We start from the raw sequence: 19651 nt of genomic DNA, 5'->3' as shown, positions 1-19651 counted from the left end.
AGTCGGCGGGGGCGTGTGCCAGTTGCAACCACTTCGACGCGTGTCGGGGTGGGTGCATGGCGGCGAAGTTCTTCACCGGGCTGCCGTTGGACGGGCCGGATCCCGAATGCGTGCAGGGCTACGGCGAATCCGCCCTGGCGGCAGACCGTTTCGTCCCCAAGCCCGCGGTCGATCACTCGCGATCGATACCCCTGACCGTCATCAACCGTCCGCCCAAGAGGGTGTGCGACGTCAGCCCGGTGTCCGGGCTGTTGTAGAGAGGACTCTCCCATGGCGTGGTTCGAAACCGTCGCAGAGGCTCAGCGCCGAGCAGCCAGGCGGCTGCCGCCGAGCGTCTATGCGGCACTGGTGGCCGGCTCGGAGCGCGGTGTCACGGTCGCCGACAACCTGGCGGCGTTCGCGGAGTTGGGTTTCGCCCCGCACGTGGCCGGGCTGTCGGGCAAACGCGACCTGGCAACCACCGTGATGGGGCAGGAGATCGCACTGCCGGTGCTGATCTCGCCCACCGGCGTGCAGGCCGTGCACCCGGACGGCGAGGTGGCCGTCGCGCGGGCGGCGGCCGCCCGGGGGACCGCCATCGGACTGTCGTCGTTCGCCTCCAAGGCGGTCGAGGAGGTCACCGCGGCCAACCCGCAGACCTTCTTCCAGATGTACTGGACCGGCGGCCGCGAGAGGCTGCTCACGCGCATGGAACGCGCCAGGGCGGCGGGGGCCGTCGGGCTGATCCTCACCACCGACTGGTCGTTCTCGAACGGGCGGGACTGGGGCAGCCCGGCCATCCCGGAGAAGATGGACCTGCGGGCGATGCTGCGCTTCGCGCCCGAGGGTCTGCGACGGCCGCGGTGGCTGCTCGAGTTCGCCCGCACCGGGCGGGTTCCCGACCTGACCGCACCCAACCTCGGTGAACCGGGCGGCCCGGCGCCCACGTTCTTCGGCGCCTACGGCGAGTGGATGCAGACCCCGCTGCCCACGTGGGACGACGTGGCGTGGCTGCGCGAGCGGTGGGGTGGCCCGTTCATGCTCAAGGGCGTGATGCGCGTCGACGACGCCAGGCGCGCCGTGGACGCCGGCGTCACCGCGATCTCGGTGTCCAACCACGGTGGCAACAACCTCGACGGCACGCCCGCGCCCATCCGCGCCCTGCCGGCCATCGCCGAGGCCGTGGGCGACCAGGTCGAGGTGCTGCTCGACGGGGGTGTCCGGCGGGGCAGCGACGTGGTCAAGGCGCTGGCGCTGGGCGCCCGCGCGGTGATGCTGGGACGCGCCTACCTGTGGGGCCTGGCCGCGGGCGGGCAGGCGGGCGTGGAGAACGTCCTGGACGTCATCCGCGGCGGAATCGACTCCGCCCTGCTGGGGCTGGGCCACGCGTCGGTGCACGACCTGAGCCCGGCGGACGTGCTGCTGCCCAACGACTTTCGGCGCGATCTGGGAGCCTGACCGGCGCGCTCAGCCGAGCGCGGCGACGATCTCCGGGATGGGTCGCAGGTGCTCGTCGAGCAGCGTGGTGACCAGGTCGACGTCGCCCGCGGCCAGCGCGGCGATGATGGCGCGGTGTTGCGCGTCGATCTCCGGCGCCCGTTGCGGCCGGATCTGCATGGCCCGCACCGCCACCCGCTCCTGACGTGACCGTAGCGCGTCGTAGAGTTCGACGAGCACCGAGTTGCCGTGCGCGGCAACGATCGTGCGGTGGAACGCGCGATCCAGGCGCGCGACGGTGAACCAATCCTGGTCACCGCCCGCGCCCTCGATGGCCTCGGCCAGCTCGGCGAGTTCGGCGGGTGGCTGGGTTCCGGCGGCGCAGATCGCGCGGGCCGCATGGCCTTCGATGAGTCGGCGCGAGGCGTAGACCTCTTCGAGTTCGCGTGCGGTGACGCTGCGGACCTGCGCGCCGCGGCGGGGCAGCAGGTCGATGAAGCGCTCCGAGTTCAGGCGGTGAAACGCCTCGCGGACCGGCGTGCGCGACGTGCCGACCGATTCCGAGATCCACGCCTCGTCGAGGAAGCGGCCTCCGGGCAGGGTGCCACGGATGATCTCGTCGCGCACCCATTCGTAGACGCGGTCGCGCGCGGACTGGTTCGAGCCTGGCTCGCTGACCGTGATCGACACCGGTGAACCCTTCCTGTTGCGGCCCGAGCGGACCACCTTCAGACTACTGGACACACGACGTACATCCTGTGTATACACAGAATGTACGAGCAGTGTGGTGCTCGCCACAGTGACGTCGGCGGAGTCAGTGCCACACGGCATCCACGTCGAACGAAGGAGCGTCCCACCCATGGCCCCCAACCGTCGATATGCCATCTGGCTGTCCGGTCCCAACACCGCCGCCGCCGAGATCGCCCGCCAGGTGGGCTGCGGCGCGGTGGTCCTCGACATCGAGCACGGCACGTTCGACCTCGCCGCGCTGGAACGCTTCATCCCGCTGTGCAAGGCCATCGGGCTCGAGGTCGTGGCCAAGGTGCTCGGACCGGAGCGCGGCCCCATCCAGCAGGCGCTCGACTTCGGCGCCGACGTCGTGGCCATCCCGCACGTGGAGAACGCCGCGCACGCCCGCGCGGTCACGGCATTCGCCAAGTTCCCGCCGCTCGGCGACCGCAGCTTCGCCGGTGGCCGCACGTCCGCGTACGGTGGCTTCACCGACGAGTGGGTGCGCGAGCAGGACACGCGTACGCGGTGCTACCCGATGATCGAAGACGCAGGCGCCATCGACCAGATCGAGGACATCCTCGCTCTGGACACCGTCGACGGCATCTTCGTCGGCCCCTCGGACCTGTCGCTGCGGCGGGCGAGGGGCGCCTACACGCGCGAACCCGGCGACTTCGAGGACCTGGCCCGGCTGGCCGCCGCCGCCCGCGCGGCAGGCAAGCCGTGGCTGCTGCCCGCATGGTCGTCGGAGGAGAAGAGATTCGCCGTCGAGCACGGCGCCGACCAGCTCGTCCTCACCATGGAGCACGGTGCCCTGCTGGCCGGCTTCGCCGCCGCCCACGCCGAGGCCGTCGAACTGGACCGCGTGCCGACCCTCGCCGGGACGGCGCCATGACCAGTCCACGGACCACCGAACGTCTCGACGACGTCGCCGGACCCCCGCCCGGCATCGGCCGCACCCGCTGGTACGTCGGCGGCCTGCTGGGCGTCGGGATGTTCGTCAACTACATCGACCGCGTCAACCTGTCGGTCGCCACCCCGGCGATCATGGCCGAGTTCGACATCTCCGCGGCCCAGATGGGCGTCGTCGCATCGGCGTTCCTGTGGACCTACGCCATGCTGCAGATGCCCATCGGCACCATCATCGACAAGATCGGCGTGCGCTGGGTCAACCGCGTCGGCGTGTTCCTGTGGGCGGTGGCCTCGTTCCTGTCCGCCGCCGCGGGCGGGCTGGGCCTGCTGCTGGTGGCCCGGTTGCTGCTCGGCGTCGGCGAGGCGCCCACGGTGCCCGCGGGCTGGAAGGCCATCGGGCAGTGGTTCCCCAAACACGAACGCGGCACGGCCACCGCCATCTTCGACGGCTGCGCCAAGATCTCCAACGTCATCGGCATCCCCATCATGGCGTTCCTGGTGTCGACCTTCAGCTGGCACGCCGCCTTCATCTTCACCGGCGTGCTCAGCGTGCTCTACCTCGTGGCGTGGTGGCTGCTGTACCGCTCACCGGCGACCGCGGTGGCCGACGGCCGGATGTCCGCCGCCGAGTTGGAGTACCTGCGCGGCGGCGGAGCCGAGGACGAGAACGCCGAGACCGGCGGCTCGCTGCAGGGCATCGGCTACCTGCTGCGTCGACGCAAGACCTGGGGCCTGGCACTGGGATACGCGTCCTACACCTACGCCTACTACGTGTTGCTCACCTGGCTGCCCGGCTACCTCGAACGCGAATTCGGCGTGAACCTGCTCAAGGGCGGCATCTACAGCATGATCCCGTGGCTGGTGGCGGTCATCGCGCAGTTCCTCATCGCCGGCGTCCTCATGGACCGGTGGACCCGGCGCAGCGGCGACATCACCCGGGTGCGTCGCATCGTGCTGGTGACGAGCATGCTGGCGGCGTTGTCGGTGACGGGCGCGGCCTACGCCGACACCATCGGCGTCGCGCTGGTGTTCCTGTCCATCGGCGCCGCCGGGCTGGCGGTCTCGGTGCCTGCCGGGTCCAGCATCGTCTCGCTCATCGCACCGCAGGGCTACACCGGCTCCCTGGCGGGCATCGTCAACTTCGTCGCCAACCTCATCGGCATCGCCGCCCCGATCGTCACCGGCATGGTCGTCGACCGGACCGGGTCGTTCGCGGGCGCCTTCATCGCCACCGGCGTGATCTTGGTCGGTGGAATCGTCTGCTACACCGTCGTTCTGGGCCGCATGGACCGCATGCCCGCCCCCTCGCTCAAGGAGTCGACATGACCAGCACCACCGTCGCCGTGGCCCAGTTCGCGCCGGGCGAGGACAAGGACCGCAACCTCGCGGCGATCACCGGATACGTCGCCGCCGCCAAGGCCTCCGGCGCCCACCTCATCGTCTTCCCCGAGTACGCGATGTTCACCGCACCCGCGATGGACGAACGCTTCCTGCACTCGGCGGAATCGCTCGACGGGCCGTTCGTCGCCGCGCTGCAGTCCCTGGCGCGCCGGGAAGCCGTCACCATCGTCGCGGGCATCAACGAGACCACCGACGGACCCGACCAGATCCACAACACGCTGATCGCCGTCGACGACGGCGGGAAGATCGCTGCCACCTACCGCAAGCTGCACCTCTACGACGCCTTCGGGTACTCCGAATCACGGTTCGTCCGACCGGGTTCGGCCGCCGCACCCGAGACCTTCTCGGTGGGCGCGCTGACGTTCGGCATGCAGACCTGCTATGACCTGCGCTTCCCCGAGACCACCCGCAGGCTGGTCGACGCCGGCGCCGACGTGGTGGTGCTGCCCGCGGAGTGGGTGCCAGGGCCGCTGAAGGAAGACCACTGGACCACGCTGCTGCGGGCGCGGGCCATCGAGAACACCGTGTACGTCGCCGCCGCCGACCAGTGCGGTGGCAACGGCGCGGGCAACAGCATGATCGTCGACCCGATGGGCGTGGTGCTGGCCGCCATCGGCGAGGAGGAGGGCGTCGTGGCCGCCACGCTCGATCCCGACCGGATCGCGCGCGTCCGGCAGAAGAACCCCGCGCTCGCGCTGCGCCGGTTCACCGTCACCGAACGGTAGGGCTAGCCCGGCTTGTGCGCCGTCAGCAGGAACGCCGGAAACTTCATGCGGCCCTTGGCATCGCGCGGATGATCGGGTGGCGCGGCGCCGAGATCGACGCCCGGCGGCGGCGCCATCGGGTTGGCATGGATGAACGCCGGGCGCACCTCGGCCACCGCCCAGTACTTGCCGACGGTGTCGCGCAGCTCGTCCTCGGTGACCTCGTTGGGCTTGGTCTCCCACTCCGCGGGGAACGCGCCCTTGGCGAACACCAGCACGTGGTAGGTGGCGCCGGGCGCCGCCGCCCGCAACACCGACTGCAGATAGCCGTCGCGCAGGTCCACCGGCAACGAGTGGAACAGCGTCGAGTCCATGACGGTGGCGAACCGGCCGTCGAACCCGGTGAAGCCGGTGATGTCGTCGGCGAGGAACGTCGCGCGGTCGGCGAGGCCGCGCTCGGCGGCTGCGGCGGTCGCCGCGGCCACCGCGGTCGGTGACAGGTCGATGCCCACCACGGTGTACCCCTTGGCGGCCAGCGCCAACGACAGCTCCGCATGCCCGCACCCGGCGTCGAGGACGTCGCTGCGTACCTGCCCGGCGCCGATCAGCGCCGCGAGTTCCGGCTGGGGTTCCCCGATGTTCCACGGTGGCGGGCCCGCGAACTCGCCGTCGCCGCGGTAGGCGCGGTCCCAGTCCATGACCTCCGAATGCATGGCGTCGCTCATGGTTCCAACGTACGCCCGCAGACGGGTCAGGAGGGGACGTCCCAGGTGTGCACGGGATCGTTGGCGTGCATGCGCTCGCAGTACAGGCGCAGCATCTCGGCGAGCGCCTGCGGCCGCGCCAGCCCACGCCCCTGCAACGCCCGCACGGCGGCCACCTGCCAGTTGGCGCCGTTGCGGCCCGTCTTGGCGCGGCCCTCGATGACCCCGAGGAAGCGGTCGCGCACGTCGGCCGCCACGCCCCAGCGCCGCAGCCCGTCATGCGCCATCGGCAGCAGCTCGCGCAGCACCAGCTCGTCGGGCGTCACCTCGCCCAGACCGGGCCAGTACAGCCGCGCGCCCATCCCGTACCGCGCGGCGGACTGGAAGTTGTGCTCTGCCGCAGCGAAACTGAGCTGCGTCCAGATGGGCCGCTCCTCGTCGGACAGCGCCCGCAGCATGCCGTAGTAGAACGCCGAGTTCGCCAGCATGTCGACCACCGTGGGCCCCGCGGGCAGCACGCGGTTCTCCACGCGCAGATGCGGCCTGCCGTCCACCACGTCGTACACCGGCCGGTTCCACCGGTAGATGGTGCCGTTGTGCAGGCGCAACTCCGACAGCTGCGGCGTCCTCCCGGCCGCCAGTTCGGCCACCGGATCCTCGTCGGACAGTTCGGGAAGCAGAGCCGGGAAGTAGCGGACGTTCTCCTCGAACAGGTCGAAGATCGAGGTGATCCACCGCTCGCCGAACCACACTCGCGGACGCACGCCCTGGGTCTTGTACTCGTCGGGCCGCGTGTCGGTGGCCTGGGCGAACAGTTCCACCCGCGTCTCCGACCACAGCTCGTGGCCGAAGAAGTACGGCGAATTGGCGCCCAGCGCCAGCTGCGGGCCGGCCAGCACCTGCGCGGCGTTCCAGTTCTTGGCGAAGTCGGCGGGCGAGACCTGCAGGTGCAATTGCATGCTGGTACAGGCGGATTCGGGAGCGATCGACGCCGCGTGCAGGCTCAGGCGTTCGGGACCGTGGATGTCGATGAGCATGTCCTCGCCCCGCGCGGTGAAGATCGAGTCGTTGAGCGCCTGGTAACGCGTCGACTCGCTCATCCACTCGGAGTCGAGGTGTTCGGGCATCAACGTGGGCAGGATGCCGATCATCACGATGTGCGACCCGTCGCCGTTGGCCTTGACCTCGGCCGCGTTCAGGCTGGCGCGCACCTCCGCTTCCAGCTCCAAGCCCGACGTCCCCGGCAACGGTCGCGGCGGCACGTTGAATTCGATGTTGTAGGCACCCAATTCGGTCTGGTACGCCGGGTCGGCGATGGCGGCCAACACGTCGGCGTTGGTCATGGCCGGCTGGTAGTCGGCGTCGACCAGGTTGCACTCGATCTCCATGCCGGTCAGCGGCCGGTCGAAGTCGAAGCTCGACTGGTTGAGCATCGTCTCGAACACGTCGAGGCACAGCGCCACCTTGCGCCGGTACTCCTGCCGGTGTGCTCGACTGAACTCCGTCGTCGAGACCTCCTCGCCCATGAGCCCGAGCCTATCGGCGCGTGACCACGGCCACCTGCGGACCGCACGACCCGCCGCGTAATTCCACGTCGACGCCGGCGTGTTCGGCCAGGGCCCGCAACGCCGCAGGCCCGTAGCAGCGCAGCGAGCTGATCACGCCGTCGTGGGCGAGCGGGACGAACGGTGCCCACGGCAGCAGCGCCGCCACCCGGACCAGGTGCAGCGGCGCCGGTGGCCGGGGCACGTCGATGATCAGCAATTCGTCGGCCACCCGGGAACCCTCGGCGAGCACCCGTACGGCCGCCTCGGGAGGCAGGTGGTGAAACGACAGCGCGAACACCGCGAGCGCGTAACGACCGCCGTCGCCGTCGCCGGCGCCGTCGCCGTCGATGTCGACGTCGCCGATGGCGGGCACCGCATCCGATCGCACGTCGGCCACCGTCACGTCCACCGTGGGATGCATGTCCAGCAGCGTGGTCGACAAGCCGCCGTGTCCCGCGTCCAGCTCCAGGATCCGCGGATCGGGGATGTCGGCGACCCGCTCCAGCACGATCGCGGCCAAGCGCTCGGCCGTGCCGAACCACTTCGCGGTGAGGCCGAGGGCCCGCACGACGCTGCGCTTGCGCGGACCGTCGTCACCGTCGAGGTACTCCTGCACGTCGGTCTGCAGCAGCCGATCCAGCAGACCCGCGTCGGGTCCACCGCGCGGCATGGCGGAGACGTCCATGCCCTCCATCATGGCCGTCGGGTCAGAACTGGCCCGGGAACGGGATGATCGGCAGGTCTCCGCCCGGCATGTTCATGTCGTTCAACGTGCTCGGCATCTGGGGCCGTTCCGTCGGCACCTTCGCGCCGTTCTTGTACACCAGCGTGCCGGTGTAGGCGCCGTCGTCGTACCCGTCGTAGTAGAAGTAACCCTCGACGATGTACTGGCAGACGCCGTGCACCACGCCGTCGGGAGACGTGGTGGCGGTGTACAGCCCACCGAAGTCGGGAGCCTCGCACGCCTGCTTCGGGTCGGGCGCGGGCACGTCCGGTGGCGGTTCGGCGTGCGCGACCGCGCCGAGGAACAGCCCGGCCGCGGCCAGCGGCGCCCACAGCGCCGCCACCCGGCGGGCTCGTCGGAGTACAACGGCGTCGATGAGCGGCACCCTTCGTCTGGCGTCGGACCGCGACGGTCCGACCCTGCGCACTCTAGCGTTGCCCTCCTCGCGCGATGCCGGGTTCGGCATGATGGGCCCGTGGCCGATTCCCCAGAGTTCGTAGCAGCCGTCGACCAGGGCACCACCAGCACCAGGTGCATGATCTTCGACCACGACGGCGCGGAGGTGGGCCGTCACCAGCTCGAACACGAGCAGGTGCTGCCCAAGGCCGGGTGGGTGGAACACGACCCGGTGGAGATCGCCGAGCGCACGGCGTCGGTGATCCAGTCGGCCCTCAACAAGACCAACCTGGCCGCCGGCGACCTCGCCGCGCTGGGCATCACCAACCAACGCGAGACCGCGCTGGTGTGGAACCGCCGCACCGGACGCCCGTACTACAACGCCATCGTCTGGCAGGACACCCGCACCGACCGCATCGCCTCCGCCCTGGACCGCGACGGCCGCGGCGACGTCATCCGCGCCAAGGCCGGATTGCCGCCCGCGACGTACTTCTCGGCGGGCAAGGTGCAGTGGATCCTCGAGAACGTCGACGGGGTGCGCGCCGACGCCGAGAAGGGCGACGCCCTGTTCGGCACCTCCGACACCTGGGTGCTGTGGAACCTGACGGGCGGCACCCGCGGCGGCGTGCACGTCACCGACGTCACCAACGCCAGCCGCACCATGCTGATGAACCTGGAGACGCTGGACTGGGACGACGAGCTGTTGTCCTTCTTCGGCATTCCGCGCCAGATGCTGCCGCAGATCCGGCCGTCGTCGCTCGCCGACGGCTACGGCACCACGCTGGCGAACGGCCCCGTCGGCGGCGAGGTGCCCGTCACCGGCATCCTCGGCGACCAGCAGGCCGCGATGGTCGGCCAGGTGTGCCTGGACGCCGGCGAGGCCAAGAACACCTACGGCACCGGCAACTTCCTGCTGCTGAACACCGGCGAGAAGATCGTGCGCTCGGACAACGGCCTGCTCACCACGGTCTGCTATCAGTTCGGCGACGCCAAACCCGTGTACGCGCTGGAGGGTTCGATCGCGGTCACCGGGTCGGCCGTGCAGTGGTTGCGCGACCAACTCGGCATCATCAGCGGCGCGGCCCAGAGCGAGGCGCTGGCCCGGCAGGTCACCGACAACGGCGGGGTGTACTTCGTGCCGGCGTTCTCCGGCCTGTTCGCGCCCTACTGGCGCTCCGACGCCCGCGGCGCGATCGTCGGGCTGTCGCGGTTCAACACCAACGCCCACGTGGCGCGCGCGACGCTGGAGGCCATCTGCTACCAGAGCCGCGACGTCGTCGACGCGATGGAGGCCGACTCCGGTGTGCACCTCGAGGTGCTCAAGGTCGACGGCGGCATCACCGCCAACGATCTGTGCATGCAGATCCAGGCCGACGTGCTCGGCGTCGACGTCGTCAAGCCGGTGGTGTCGGAGACCACCGCGCTGGGGGCGGCCTACGCCGCGGGCCTGGCCGTCGGATTCTGGTCGGGGCCCGACGATCTGCGCGCCAACTGGCAGGAAGACCGGCGGTGGGCGCCCGCGTGGGGCGACGACCAGCGCGAGTCGGGCTACAGCGGGTGGCGCAAGGCCGTGCAGCGCACGCTGGACTGGGTGGACGTCGACTGACGGCTAGGGCGCGAAGTCCTCGGGCAGCTCGATGTCGGCCACCGCGAGGTTCTCCTCCAGGTGCGCCACCGACGACGTACCGGGAATCAGCAGCACGTTCGGCGCCACCGACAGCGTCCACGCCAACGCCACCTGCGCCGGCGTGCACCCCAGGTCGGCGGCCGCCTGCCGCACCGCGGCGTTGCCCAGCACGGGGTTGTCGGCGGTGAAACCCGAGCCCAGCGGGAAGAACGGCACGAACGCGATGCCGTGCTCGACGCACAGGTCCAGCACTGGCTGCGACGAGCGGTCGACGAGGTTGTACGCGTTCTGCACGCAGACGATCTCGGTCTGCTCGAGCGCGACGTGCAGGTGGTCCACCGAGACGCTGGAGAGCCCGATCCCGGCGATGAGGCCCTCGTCGCGGGCGGCGATCATGGCCGCGAGCTGGCGGTCGAACAGGTCGCGCTGCACCGGGCCGACCGCGTTGGGGTCGCCGGAATGGATGCGCAGGTTCACCGCGGCCAGCTGGTCGACGCCGAGTTCACGCAGGTTGACCTCGATGTCGCGGCGCAGCTCGTCGGGTTCCTGGGCCGCCAGCCAACCCCCCTCGGCGTCGCGCACGGCGCCCACCTTGCTCACCAGCGCCAGCCCCTCGGGGTAGGGATGCAGCGCCTCGCGGATGAGCGCGTTGGCCACGTCGGGCCCGTAGAACTGCGCGGTGTCGATGTGGTTCACGCCGAGTTCGACGGCGCGCCGGAGCACCGCAATGGCCTGGTCGTGGTCCTTCGGCGGGCCGAACACCCCCGGTCCCGGGAGTTGCATGGCGCCGTAGCCGACGCGGTTGACGAGGTGCGAGCCCAGCGGGAAGGTTTTCGGCATACGTACTTCATACCCCTTTGATTCGTGGAGTTTGCGTCGCGCTGAGCGCGACGCAAACTCCACGAATCGCTAGTCCTCGCCCAGGATCTGGTAGATCTCGCGGCGCGCGTTGTTCACGACGTCCAGGATGCGCTGCTGTTGCTCGGCGCTGGCGGCGTGCGCGGACTGCGCCACCGCACCCATGAGCTGACCGACCGCACTGCGCAGGTTCATGGCACCGGGATCGGCGCCCTCGGTGATGGCGTCCCACGGCGCGGTCTCGATCTTCTCCGCGGCGGCACGGCCCTCCGCGGTGAGCTCGAACAGCTTCTTGCTGCCGTCGACCTCGGTCGCCACGATGAGACCTTCGTCGCCGAGCAACTGCAGCGTCGGGTACACCGACCCGGGGCTGGGCTTCCACAGCTGCTGGCTGCGTTCGCCGATCTCCTGGATCATCTCGTAGCCGTGCATGGGCCGTTCCGTGAGCAGCGTCAGGATCGCGGCACGCACGTCGCCGCGCTTGCCGCGGCCGCCGCGGGGTCCGCGGGGTCCGCCGCGGCCACCGGGGCCACCGGGGCCGAAACCGAAGCCGGGGCCACCGAAACCGGGACCGAAGCCGGGACCGAAACCGGGACCGAAACCGCCGAAGCCGCCGGCCTCGCCGCGGTGGTCGCGGATCAGCTCACGCAGGTGCTCGCGCCGCTCGCGGCGGCCCTGCCTGCGGTGTTCGTGCAGGCCGCGAGGATCACCGGGACCGAAACCGCCGGGACCGAAGCCGCCGGGACCGAAGCCGCCGGGACCGAAGCCGCCGGGAGCGAAGCCGCCGGGGTGTCCGAAGGGGCCGTCGTGGGGGGTGAATGGGGTGTTCACGATGAGTTTCCTTTCATGGGGAAGCGCAGGGTGCGCCTCGGAAGGTCGTCGACGATATGGCAACGATATATCGGAAACTATCGCGATGCAACGAAAACTCCGAGCTATCCCTCGGCGTGCTCGGCCTGTGCCGCGGCCCAGCGCGCCCACTCGCCCTCCATGGTCGCCTTCCGGATGCCGTACTCGAGCGCCGCGCGGGCGTATCCGCTGGTGTCGGCGTCGGTACCCCATGGCACCGAATCACGAAGTGCCACATAGCGTTCGAGGTCGTCGTCGGCACGCCGGGCGATGTGCAGCAGATAGTCGGCAGCGTGCTCGGCGGGCACGTGGGCGAGCAGGAACACCCGTAGCAGCGACGCGCTGCGGTATTGCGGGTCGTCTTCGGGGTGGGTGATCCAGCGCAGTAGTTCCTCGCGGCCCGCCGCGGTGACTCGGTACTCCTTGCGGCCGCGCGGTCCGATGTCGGTGACCTCGATGAGCCCGGAGTCGGCGAGCTTGTTCAGCTCGCCGTACAGCTGGCTCTGCGTGGCGGGCCACACGTTGGCCATCGAGTGCTCGAAGCGCCTGAGCAGGTCGTATCCGCTTCCAGGATGCTGGGCCAGCAGGCCCAGTGCGGCGTGTCGGAGGCTCACGGCCACATGCTACGACGCCGCCGGCCAACCACTCACCATTGACATGTCACTAATGGAATGCCATTGTCGAGTTACCGTCGCAGGACAGCCCCGAGGAGTCGCCATGACCCAGACCGACCAGACCTCCGCAGACAACCTGCCCGCCTCGGGTCAGTTCTTCCAGATGGGCAACTACGCGCCCGTCGACGACGAACTGACCGAACACCACCTCGCGGTCACCGGAGCCATTCCCGCCGACCTGGACGGGTGGTACCTGCGCAACGGGCCCAACCCCCGCCAGGCCGGGGCCCACTGGTTCACCGGCGACGGCATGATCCACGGCGTCCGCATCGAGGGTGGCCGGGCCGCCTGGTACCGCAACCGCTGGGTGCGCACCGACAGCTTCGACGCCGAATTCCCCCTCTACAACGCCGACGGCACGCGCAACCTGCGCTCGAGCGTCGCGAACACGCACGTCGTCAACCACGCAGGCAAGACGCTCGCCCTGGTGGAGTCCTCGCTGCCCTACGAGGTCACCAACGAACTGGAGACCGTGGGCGCCTACGACTTCGGCGGCAAGCTCGTCGACTCCATGACCGCCCACCCGAAGATCTGCCCGACGACCGGGGAGATGCACTTCTTCGGCTACGGCAACGTGGTGGCCCCCTACGTCACCTACCACCGCGCCGACGCCAACGGCGAGTTGGTGATCAACCGGCCGATCGACGTCGCCGCGCTGACGATGATGCACGACTTCGCCCTCACCGCGACCTACGTCGTCTTCATGGACCTGCCCATCGTCTACGACCTGGACGTCGCCCGGCGCGGCGACGGTGACATGCCGTTCCGGTGGGACGACGACTACGGCGCGCGCCTGGGTGTGCTGCGCCGCGACGACCCCTTCGGCGAGGTGCGCTGGCTCGAGATCGACCCCTGCTACGTGTTCCACGTCGCCAACGCCCACGACACGGCGACGGGATTCACGCTGCACGCCGTGCGCTACCCCGAATTGTGGAGGCGCGACGGCGGATTCGACACCCAGGGTGTGCTGTGGGAGTGGTCGGTGGACCTCGCCGCCGGCCGGGTCAACGAGCGCGCGCTCGACGACCGCGGCGTCGAGTTCCCCCGCATCGACGACCGCCTCACCGGGCTGCCCGCGCGGTACTCCGTGACGGTGGGACGCAACGGCTGGATCCGCCACGACCTCACCGACGGCACGGCCGTCACCCACGACCTGGGCGACGAAGGGCCGGGAGAGGCCGTGTTCGTCCCCGCGTCCGGAGCGGCCGACGAGAGCAGCGGGTACTACCTCGGGTACGTCTACGACCCGACGCGCGACGGCAGCGACCTGGTGATCCTGGACGCCTCGGACTTCGGCGGTGAGCCGGTGGCCCGCATCGCGTTGCCGCGGCGCGTGCCCTATGGCTTCCACGGCAACTGGATCGGCGCGCGGTGAGCCGAACGGGCCGGGCCGAATCCGAAGCCGAATCCGAAGAGACCATGCCCACCTGGGACATGGTCTCGGCGGCATGCGACCGGCTCCCGGGCGTGGCGTCGATGATCGGCTACCGCGCGCTCGACGTCACCGAGGGCGTCCACCTCGGGATGCCGTCGTCGCACCTCACCTTCATCGTCAGCCTCGACGACGGCGTCGAGGCCGCCCCGGACGCCGCGGCCTTGCCCGCGGCGCGCCCGCAACGGGTGATCCTCGGCGGTCTCCACGTTCGAGCCAGCCAGGTCCGGCAGCGCCGCGGTCAAGCCGGCATCCAACTGGCCGTGCACCCGTTGGCCGCGCGGACGTTGTTCGGCGTGCCCGCGGCCGAGCTGAGTGTCCGCGACTTCGACGGCACGGCCGTCCTGGGGCGCGCGGCAACCGAACTCGCCGATCGCGCGGCCGGGGCGCCCGGGTGGGCCGCCGCCTTCGAGGTGGTCGCCGAGCACCTGCGTCACGCTCGCGACCACCATCGGGTCTCCGCGGTGCGTCCGGAGGTGTCGCACGCGTGGAACCTGTTGCAGCGCAGCGGCGGCAGAATCCCCGTCGGCGCGGTGGCGACGGAGGTCGGTCTGACGCCGCGGCACCTGTCCACGCTGTTCCGGCGCGAGGTCGGCCTCGCGCCGAAGACCGTCGCCAGACTGGTGCGCTTCGAGACCGCGACCGCGCGGATCGCCCGCACGGTGGCCCGTCGGGGCCGCGTCGACCTGGCCGACGTCGCCGCGCGCACCGGTTTCGCCGACCAATCCCACCTGTCCGCCGACTTCGTCGCCTTCACGGGTCGTCCGCCGCGGCGGTGGATCGACGAAGAGTTCCGAAACATCCAAGACGGCGGGCACCACCGTGACGGATCCTCGAGCCATGAACGGCACGAACCCGACCGTATGGCTCACCCTGCAAGCCCATGACGCGCCCGCGCTGATCGACTACCTGGTCGAGACGTTCGGCTTCGTCGTCGTCGCGCGATACGGCGAGAAGGGCTGGGTGGACCACGCCCAGTTGAATTGGCCGGAAGGCACCGGTGGCCTGATGCTGGGGTCGTTCAAGCCCGAGGCCGTCTGGTGCCGCGAACCGGGCACCGCGGGCGCCTACGTCGTGACGGCCGACGTCGACGGTCTCTATCGGCGGGTGGTCGAGCGCCATGCGGACGTCACGCGACCCCTCTCCGACACCGATTACGGCTCGCGGGAGTTCGCGGTGCGCGACCCCGAGGGCAATCTGTGGTCCTTCGGCACCTACGCCGGCGAGCAGTCGCCCGCGAACTGACAGGTCGGGCGTTTATGGTGTGCCGATGGCAGTCAAGTGGCTGGAACGACCCGAGACCCACGACTTCGACGCGGCCGCCGACTACCTGAGCCTCGTCGCCGAACCCGCCGCGGTGAGGGCGACGGTGGCGGCGCTGCAAGCGGCGCACGTCGAGCAGCGCAAGGCCAAGGACATCCTGCGGGCCGCGCGGCTGGTGCTGCTTCCCGAAACCAACCAGCACGTCCGCAACGACCTCGCCAAGATCAGCGACGGCAAGAAGCTCTCGCCGATCCTGCTGGTGCGCGGCGACTTCCGCACGGACCTGCCGCTGCACGTGGCCGACGGCTACCACCGGGTGTGCGCGAGCTACCTCACCGACGAGAACACCACGATCCCCTGCGTGCTCGTCTCCTGGCAGTCCTGACGAGTGTCGGCGTTCGGCTTCCACACGCTGGCCCTGCTGGTGATCGTCGGCATGGTGGGCCCACTGCTGACGGCCGTGCCCCGGCTGGCCATCCCCGTCATCATCGGCGAGTTGGCGGCCGGAATGATGATCGGACGCACCGGCTTCGACGTCGTGGATACCACCAACCCCACCTTCGCACTGCTGGCCAACATCGGCTTCGCGCTGGTGATGTTCGTGGTCGGCACCCACGTCCCCATCCGTGACCCCACACTGCGCAAGGGCTTGGCGGGCGCCGTCGCACGCGCCGTCGTCGTCGGGGCCGTCGCCGCGGTGCTCGGCGTGCTGCTCGCGCGGCTCTTCGGCACCGGTCACGCCGCCCTCTACGCGGTGCTCATGGCGTCGTCGTCGGCGGCCGTCGCGCTGCCCGTCATGGACGGATTGCGGCTCGACGGGCCGCCCGTCCTGTCGGTCAAGGCGCAGATCGCCATCGCCGACGCGGCGTCGATCGTGTTGCTGCCGTTGGCCATCAATCCCGGCCGGGCGTCGTCCGCCGCGCTCGGAGCGCTCGCCGTCGCCGCGTCGGCCGTCGTGCTGTTCTTCGTGCTCCGCCACTTCGAGCGCAACGGCACCCACGACCGCGTGCGCCAGTACTCCAAACGCCACGCGCTCGCGCTCGAATTGCGCATCAGCCTCATCATGCTGTTCGTGCTGTCGGCCCTGGCATTGTCGACGCACGTCTCGATCATGCTCGCGGGTTTCGCCCTGGGCCTGGTGATCAACGGCATCGGGGAACCCAAGCGGTTGGCCCGCCAGCTGCTCGGGGTCACCGAGGGGTTCTTCGGGCCCCTGTTCTTCGTGTGGCTGGGAGCCTCGCTCCAGGTTCGCGAACTGCTCGACCACCCCGAGTTCATCGGTCTCGGCGTCGCGCTCGGCGGTGGTGCCGTGCTGGCGCACTGCACCGGAAAGCTGCTGCGGCAACCACTTCCGTTGGCGGCGATGAGCGGGGCGCAGCTGGGCGTTCCCGTCGCGGCCGCCACCCTGGGGACCGAACAGGGCCTGCTGGGTGCGGGGGAACCCGCGGCACTGATCCTCGGCGCCCTGGTCACCATCGTGGTCACCTCCGTCGCCGGTGCGGCGGCCAAGCGACATCAGCCCACGACGGCCCGATAGTCGCTGGGGTGGCCCCCGCTACGCCTTCTCGACCTCCGTCATGTCCGGCCTCGATCGCGTCGACCCCGCGCGCCCCGTCGCCGCCATGGCACGGGCGTGGCAGTGGTTGCCGCACTGCGTCTCTCGCGCCCCGGCAGCGGTTACGTGTCGGCGGGGACCCTGGTGAGCCCACTGGCCGTCGTCGTCACCGTGGCGGTCAACGTTCCGCTGAACTCCCGACGGGACGCGAGCGACCCGACCGGCCTGTCTGCGGCTGACGCCCTGCGCGACTGGACCGCCTGCCGTACGCCGTGAACGGCGTGGAACCACGTTCGGACGGGCGCGGGGCTGCTGGGCTGGACGCGGCCGGCGGTGGGACTGCCGATGCGGGGGTGACGTCGGGCGCGTCGGAGCCGGGACGTTCGCGGACGGCGTCCCCACGAAAGGCTTCCCCACGAAAGGCTTCCCCACGAAAGGCTTGCCCACGAAACGCATAGGCCACGACGGCGGCGGCCAGCAGCACCAGCACGCCCGCGATGGTCGCCGTCGGCGCGATGCCGGAGTCGAACGCGGCGCGCGCCGAGTCCATCAGGCGCTCACCGAGCGCGGCCGGCAGCTGCGCGGCCACCGCCACCGCACCGCCGATGCTCTCCCCGGCGTCGGCGGTCTGGGCGGCGGAAAGCCCCTGCGGCACGTCGACGTTGGCGCGGTAGAACGCGGTGAAGATGGTGCCGATGGTGGCCGTACCGACCACCGCACCCAACTCGTACGCCGTCTCCGACACCGCCGACGCGGCACCCGCCTTGGCCGGCGGCACCGACGCCACGATGGTGTCGTTGGTGATGGTCTGCGAGATGCCGACGCCCAACTCCAGCACGATGAACGACGCCACGACGGCGGCGACGGTGAGGTCGTGCCGGAACAGCAGGATCATCGAGAAGCCCGCCGACACCATCACCAGGCCGAAGATGACCAGCGTGTGCGGTGCGAACCACTTCACGAACTGCACCACCGCGATACCGGCGACCATCGACAGCGCGGCACCGGGCAGCGTCACCAGGCCCGCGGCCAGCGGGCTCAGCCCCAGCACCAGCTGCAGGTGCTGCGACACGAAGAAGATGAACCCGATGAGGCCCACGATCGACAGGAAGTTCGCCAGGACCGACGAGGCGAACGGGGCGTGACGGAACAGTCGGATGTCGAGCATCGGTGTGGCACTGCGGTTCTGCCGTCGCGCGAACAGCACGCCGGAGACCACGGTGACCAGTGCGGCCGCCCCGACCGGCCACGACGGGCCGTCGTGTGCGGCGGTCTTGACCGCCCAGACCAGCGGCAGCATGGTCGTCAGCGAGAGCAGCACGCTCAGCGGGTCCACCGGGCCCGGGTGGGGATCCTTGGACTCCGGTACCAACCGCGGCGCCAGGATCAGCAGCGGCAACAGGATCGGCACGGCGACCAGGAACACCGCGCCCCAGTGGAAGTGCTCCAGCAGCGCGCCGCCGACGATGGGACCCAGCGCCGAGCCGGCCGTGAAGAACGACGCCCAGATGGCGATGGCCAGCCGGCGCGCGGCCGCATCCTCGAAGATGTTGCGGATCAACGACAGCGTCGACGGCATGAGCATGGCGCCGAAGAACCCGAGGACCGCGCGGGCGGCGACCAGCGACTCCGCGTTCGGGGCGAAGGCGGCAGCCACCGAGACCGCCGCGAATCCCGCGGCGCCGACGAGCAGCAGCTTGCGCCTGCCGATGCGGTCGCCGAGGCTGCCCATCGCGACCAGCAGCGTGGCCAGCACCAGGGAGTAGACGTCGATGATCCACAGCTGCGTGGTGGCCGGGGGCCGGAAGTCCTGCGCGATGATCGGCAACGCGAAGGCCAGGATGGTGTTGTCGACGGCGATCAACATCACGGGAAGCAGCAGGACGGCAAGCGCCGCCCACGCTCGCTTGGGGGTGGACACGGACGTCACGGCGGTGACGTCGGACCGGGTGGACATCGTCTCTCCTGTCGGGGTTTCTCTCGTGCGGTGCGGTGCGGTGCGGTGCGGTGCGGTTCAGTGCAGTTCGGTTCAGTTCAGTTCAGTTCAGTCGGGCTTGATGGTGCCCTGGGTGAGGCTGGCCATGATGGCGTCGACGACCTGCACCCGCGGGGTGCCGTCGGCCACGGCCTGGAAGCCGGCGTTCAACAGCGCCCAGAAGACCAGCCGCGGCCAGCACGGTGGCCCGGCGCTGCCCTGCGTGGCCACCCTGTCGAGGACCTCGATGATGGCCTCGTCACCCGTGTCGAGGATGGCGGCCAACTCCCTGTCACTGGTGGTGGTCCAGTCGTTGTAGACGATCGGCACGATGGGGCCCAGGTCCAGCTGGGACTCGACCACGCGGCGCAGCGCCTCGACGGCGGGCCCGCACTCCGGTTCGGCGCGGGCGATCGCGGCGTTGCTCAGTTCGTGGACGTGCAGCGTGAGGGCGCGTAGCAGGTCGGAGCGCTCGGAGAAGTAGCGGTGCACGGTGCTGCGGCCGACGTCGGCGGCGGCGGCGATCTCGGACAGCGATGCGCGCGGATCGTCGGCGAGCACGGTCATGGCGGCGTCGAGGATCGCGCGACGGGTACGCGAGCGTGCGCCGCCCTCGGTCGATAGTGGAGCAGCCATGACGCCCAATCTAGCACGACTGCGTCAAAGTGGAACACTAGTGTCCCATTTTGGGGTGTGATGCTGCCGCGCGCGGGCTGGGCGGGCACCGCGAGATCTGCGGCAGGGTCGTCGCGACGCCCGCGGGCGCGACCCTGGCGCAGACGTCGCGCTAGTCGGGCGGCGCGAACCCGGAGGACGGCGGGGTCGACCGGGGCCGAGGGGGTGCCGGCGGCGGGGCGAACCCCGAGACCGGGGAGGGCGGGGCGG

General features: G+C 70.4%; 19 protein-coding genes and 2 pseudogenes. 11 read left to right on the top strand and 10 right to left on the bottom strand.

The features are described from left to right. Positions 1 to 257: pseudogene (locus AC30CM_RS25085) on the top strand (mycofactocin radical SAM maturase); the annotation flags it as partial. Positions 258 to 270: 13 nt separating this feature from the next. Next, positions 271 to 1437, top strand: a complete 1167-nt coding sequence (mftD, locus tag AC30CM_RS25080; RefSeq protein WP_490119621.1) for a pre-mycofactocin synthase MftD — start codon at positions 271 to 273, stop codon at positions 1435 to 1437. A gap of 9 nt (positions 1438 to 1446) precedes the next feature. Here mftD and AC30CM_RS25075 read toward each other — a convergent pair whose 3' ends face one another. Continuing rightward, positions 1447 to 2160, bottom strand: coding sequence for a GntR family transcriptional regulator (locus AC30CM_RS25075; protein ID WP_490119620.1), 714 nt, complete (start codon positions 2158 to 2160; stop codon positions 1447 to 1449). Between the two features lie 115 nt (positions 2161 to 2275). Between AC30CM_RS25075 and AC30CM_RS25070 the strand changes: the two genes are divergently transcribed. The 3 genes from AC30CM_RS25070 to AC30CM_RS25060 are packed head-to-tail and all read left to right on the top strand — an operon-like array spanning position 2276 to position 5183. Then, the gene (locus AC30CM_RS25070) at positions 2276 to 3040 is read left to right on the top strand and encodes an HpcH/HpaI aldolase family protein (protein WP_490119619.1); all 765 of its coding nucleotides are present in this window, start codon (positions 2276 to 2278) and stop codon (positions 3038 to 3040) included. After that, the gene (locus AC30CM_RS25065) at positions 3037 to 4383 is read left to right on the top strand and encodes an MFS transporter (RefSeq protein WP_490119618.1); all 1347 of its coding nucleotides are present in this window, start codon (positions 3037 to 3039) and stop codon (positions 4381 to 4383) included. The genes AC30CM_RS25070 and AC30CM_RS25065 overlap by 4 nt, the downstream gene beginning before the upstream one ends. Continuing rightward, entirely contained in the window at positions 4380 to 5183 is an 804-nt protein-coding gene (locus AC30CM_RS25060; RefSeq protein WP_490119617.1) for a carbon-nitrogen hydrolase family protein, read from the top strand. Before AC30CM_RS25065 ends, AC30CM_RS25060 begins: the two co-directional genes overlap by 4 nt. Before the next feature lie 2 nt (positions 5184 to 5185). Here the strand turns inward: AC30CM_RS25060 and AC30CM_RS25055 are convergent, their stop codons facing one another. The 4 genes from AC30CM_RS25055 to AC30CM_RS25040 are packed head-to-tail and all read right to left on the bottom strand — an operon-like array spanning position 5186 to position 8480. Next, complete coding sequence (locus AC30CM_RS25055; protein WP_490119625.1) at positions 5186 to 5875, bottom strand: class I SAM-dependent methyltransferase; 690 nt, start codon at positions 5873 to 5875, stop codon at positions 5186 to 5188. Between the two features lie 38 nt (positions 5876 to 5913). Continuing rightward, positions 5914 to 7392 (bottom strand): glutamate-cysteine ligase family protein, encoded by a 1479-nt coding sequence (locus AC30CM_RS25050; RefSeq protein WP_490119616.1) that lies wholly within the window; start codon positions 7390 to 7392, stop codon positions 5914 to 5916. 10 nt (positions 7393 to 7402) lie between these two features. Next, positions 7403 to 8098, bottom strand: coding sequence for a methyltransferase type 11 (locus tag AC30CM_RS25045; protein ID WP_490119615.1), 696 nt, complete (start codon positions 8096 to 8098; stop codon positions 7403 to 7405). A 22-nt stretch (positions 8099 to 8120) separates the two neighbouring features. Continuing rightward, complete coding sequence (locus tag AC30CM_RS25040; RefSeq protein ID WP_490119614.1) at positions 8121 to 8480, bottom strand: hypothetical protein; 360 nt, start codon at positions 8478 to 8480, stop codon at positions 8121 to 8123. A gap of 192 nt (positions 8481 to 8672) precedes the next feature. On the opposite strand from AC30CM_RS25040, the gene glpK reads away from it, so the two are divergent. Continuing rightward, on the top strand, positions 8673 to 10139 hold the full coding sequence (gene glpK / locus AC30CM_RS25035; protein ID WP_490119624.1) for a glycerol kinase GlpK: 1467 nt from the start codon (positions 8673 to 8675) through the stop codon (positions 10137 to 10139). Positions 10140 to 10142: 3 nt separating this feature from the next. Here the strand turns inward: glpK and AC30CM_RS25030 are convergent, their stop codons facing one another. From AC30CM_RS25030 to AC30CM_RS25020, 3 genes are all read right to left on the bottom strand, one after another. After that, on the bottom strand, positions 10143 to 11000 hold the full coding sequence (locus AC30CM_RS25030; protein ID WP_490119613.1) for an oxidoreductase: 858 nt from the start codon (positions 10998 to 11000) through the stop codon (positions 10143 to 10145). A gap of 69 nt (positions 11001 to 11069) precedes the next feature. Further along, on the bottom strand, positions 11070 to 11849 hold the full coding sequence (locus AC30CM_RS25025) for a PadR family transcriptional regulator (protein WP_490119612.1): 780 nt from the start codon (positions 11847 to 11849) through the stop codon (positions 11070 to 11072). Between the two features lie 104 nt (positions 11850 to 11953). Beyond that, positions 11954 to 12481 carry a PadR family transcriptional regulator gene (locus AC30CM_RS25020; RefSeq protein ID WP_490119611.1) on the bottom strand — a complete coding sequence of 176 codons (528 nt, stop codon included), beginning with the start codon at positions 12479 to 12481 and terminating at the stop codon, positions 11954 to 11956. Between the two features lie 103 nt (positions 12482 to 12584). On the opposite strand from AC30CM_RS25020, the gene AC30CM_RS25015 reads away from it, so the two are divergent. From AC30CM_RS25015 to AC30CM_RS24995, 5 genes are all read left to right on the top strand, one after another. Then, a complete protein-coding gene (locus AC30CM_RS25015; protein ID WP_490119610.1) occupies positions 12585 to 13916 on the top strand; it encodes a carotenoid oxygenase family protein in 1332 nt (443 codons plus the stop codon). A 101-nt stretch (positions 13917 to 14017) separates the two neighbouring features. Then, positions 14018 to 14860: a helix-turn-helix domain-containing protein gene (locus tag AC30CM_RS25010; protein WP_490119623.1), complete on the top strand. Its 843-nt coding sequence runs from the start codon at positions 14018 to 14020 to the stop codon at positions 14858 to 14860. Beyond that, on the top strand, positions 14814 to 15218 hold the full coding sequence (locus AC30CM_RS25005) for a VOC family protein (RefSeq protein WP_490119609.1): 405 nt from the start codon (positions 14814 to 14816) through the stop codon (positions 15216 to 15218). Before AC30CM_RS25010 ends, AC30CM_RS25005 begins: the two co-directional genes overlap by 47 nt. Positions 15219 to 15243: 25 nt before the next feature. Further along, complete coding sequence (locus AC30CM_RS25000) at positions 15244 to 15621, top strand: hypothetical protein (protein WP_490119608.1); 378 nt, start codon at positions 15244 to 15246, stop codon at positions 15619 to 15621. A 51-nt stretch (positions 15622 to 15672) separates the two neighbouring features. After that, positions 15673 to 16773: a cation:proton antiporter gene (locus AC30CM_RS24995; protein WP_490119622.1), complete on the top strand. Its 1101-nt coding sequence runs from the start codon at positions 15673 to 15675 to the stop codon at positions 16771 to 16773. 463 nt (positions 16774 to 17236) lie between these two features. Here AC30CM_RS24995 and lfrA read toward each other — a convergent pair. Together lfrA and AC30CM_RS24985 are read right to left on the bottom strand one after the other, a co-directional pair. After that, positions 17237 to 18748: pseudogene (gene lfrA / locus AC30CM_RS24990) on the bottom strand (efflux MFS transporter LfrA); the annotation flags it as partial. A gap of 87 nt (positions 18749 to 18835) precedes the next feature. Continuing rightward, the gene (locus AC30CM_RS24985) at positions 18836 to 19402 is read right to left on the bottom strand and encodes a TetR/AcrR family transcriptional regulator (protein WP_490119607.1); all 567 of its coding nucleotides are present in this window, start codon (positions 19400 to 19402) and stop codon (positions 18836 to 18838) included. Positions 19403 to 19651 lie beyond the last annotated feature (249 nt).

The sequence above is a fragment of the Mycobacterium sp. DHQP2018-32-09 genome, from assembly GCF_058148405.1.
The sequence above is the reverse complement of the archived record's forward strand: the minus strand, read 5'-3'. Positions and strand labels throughout refer to the sequence as shown.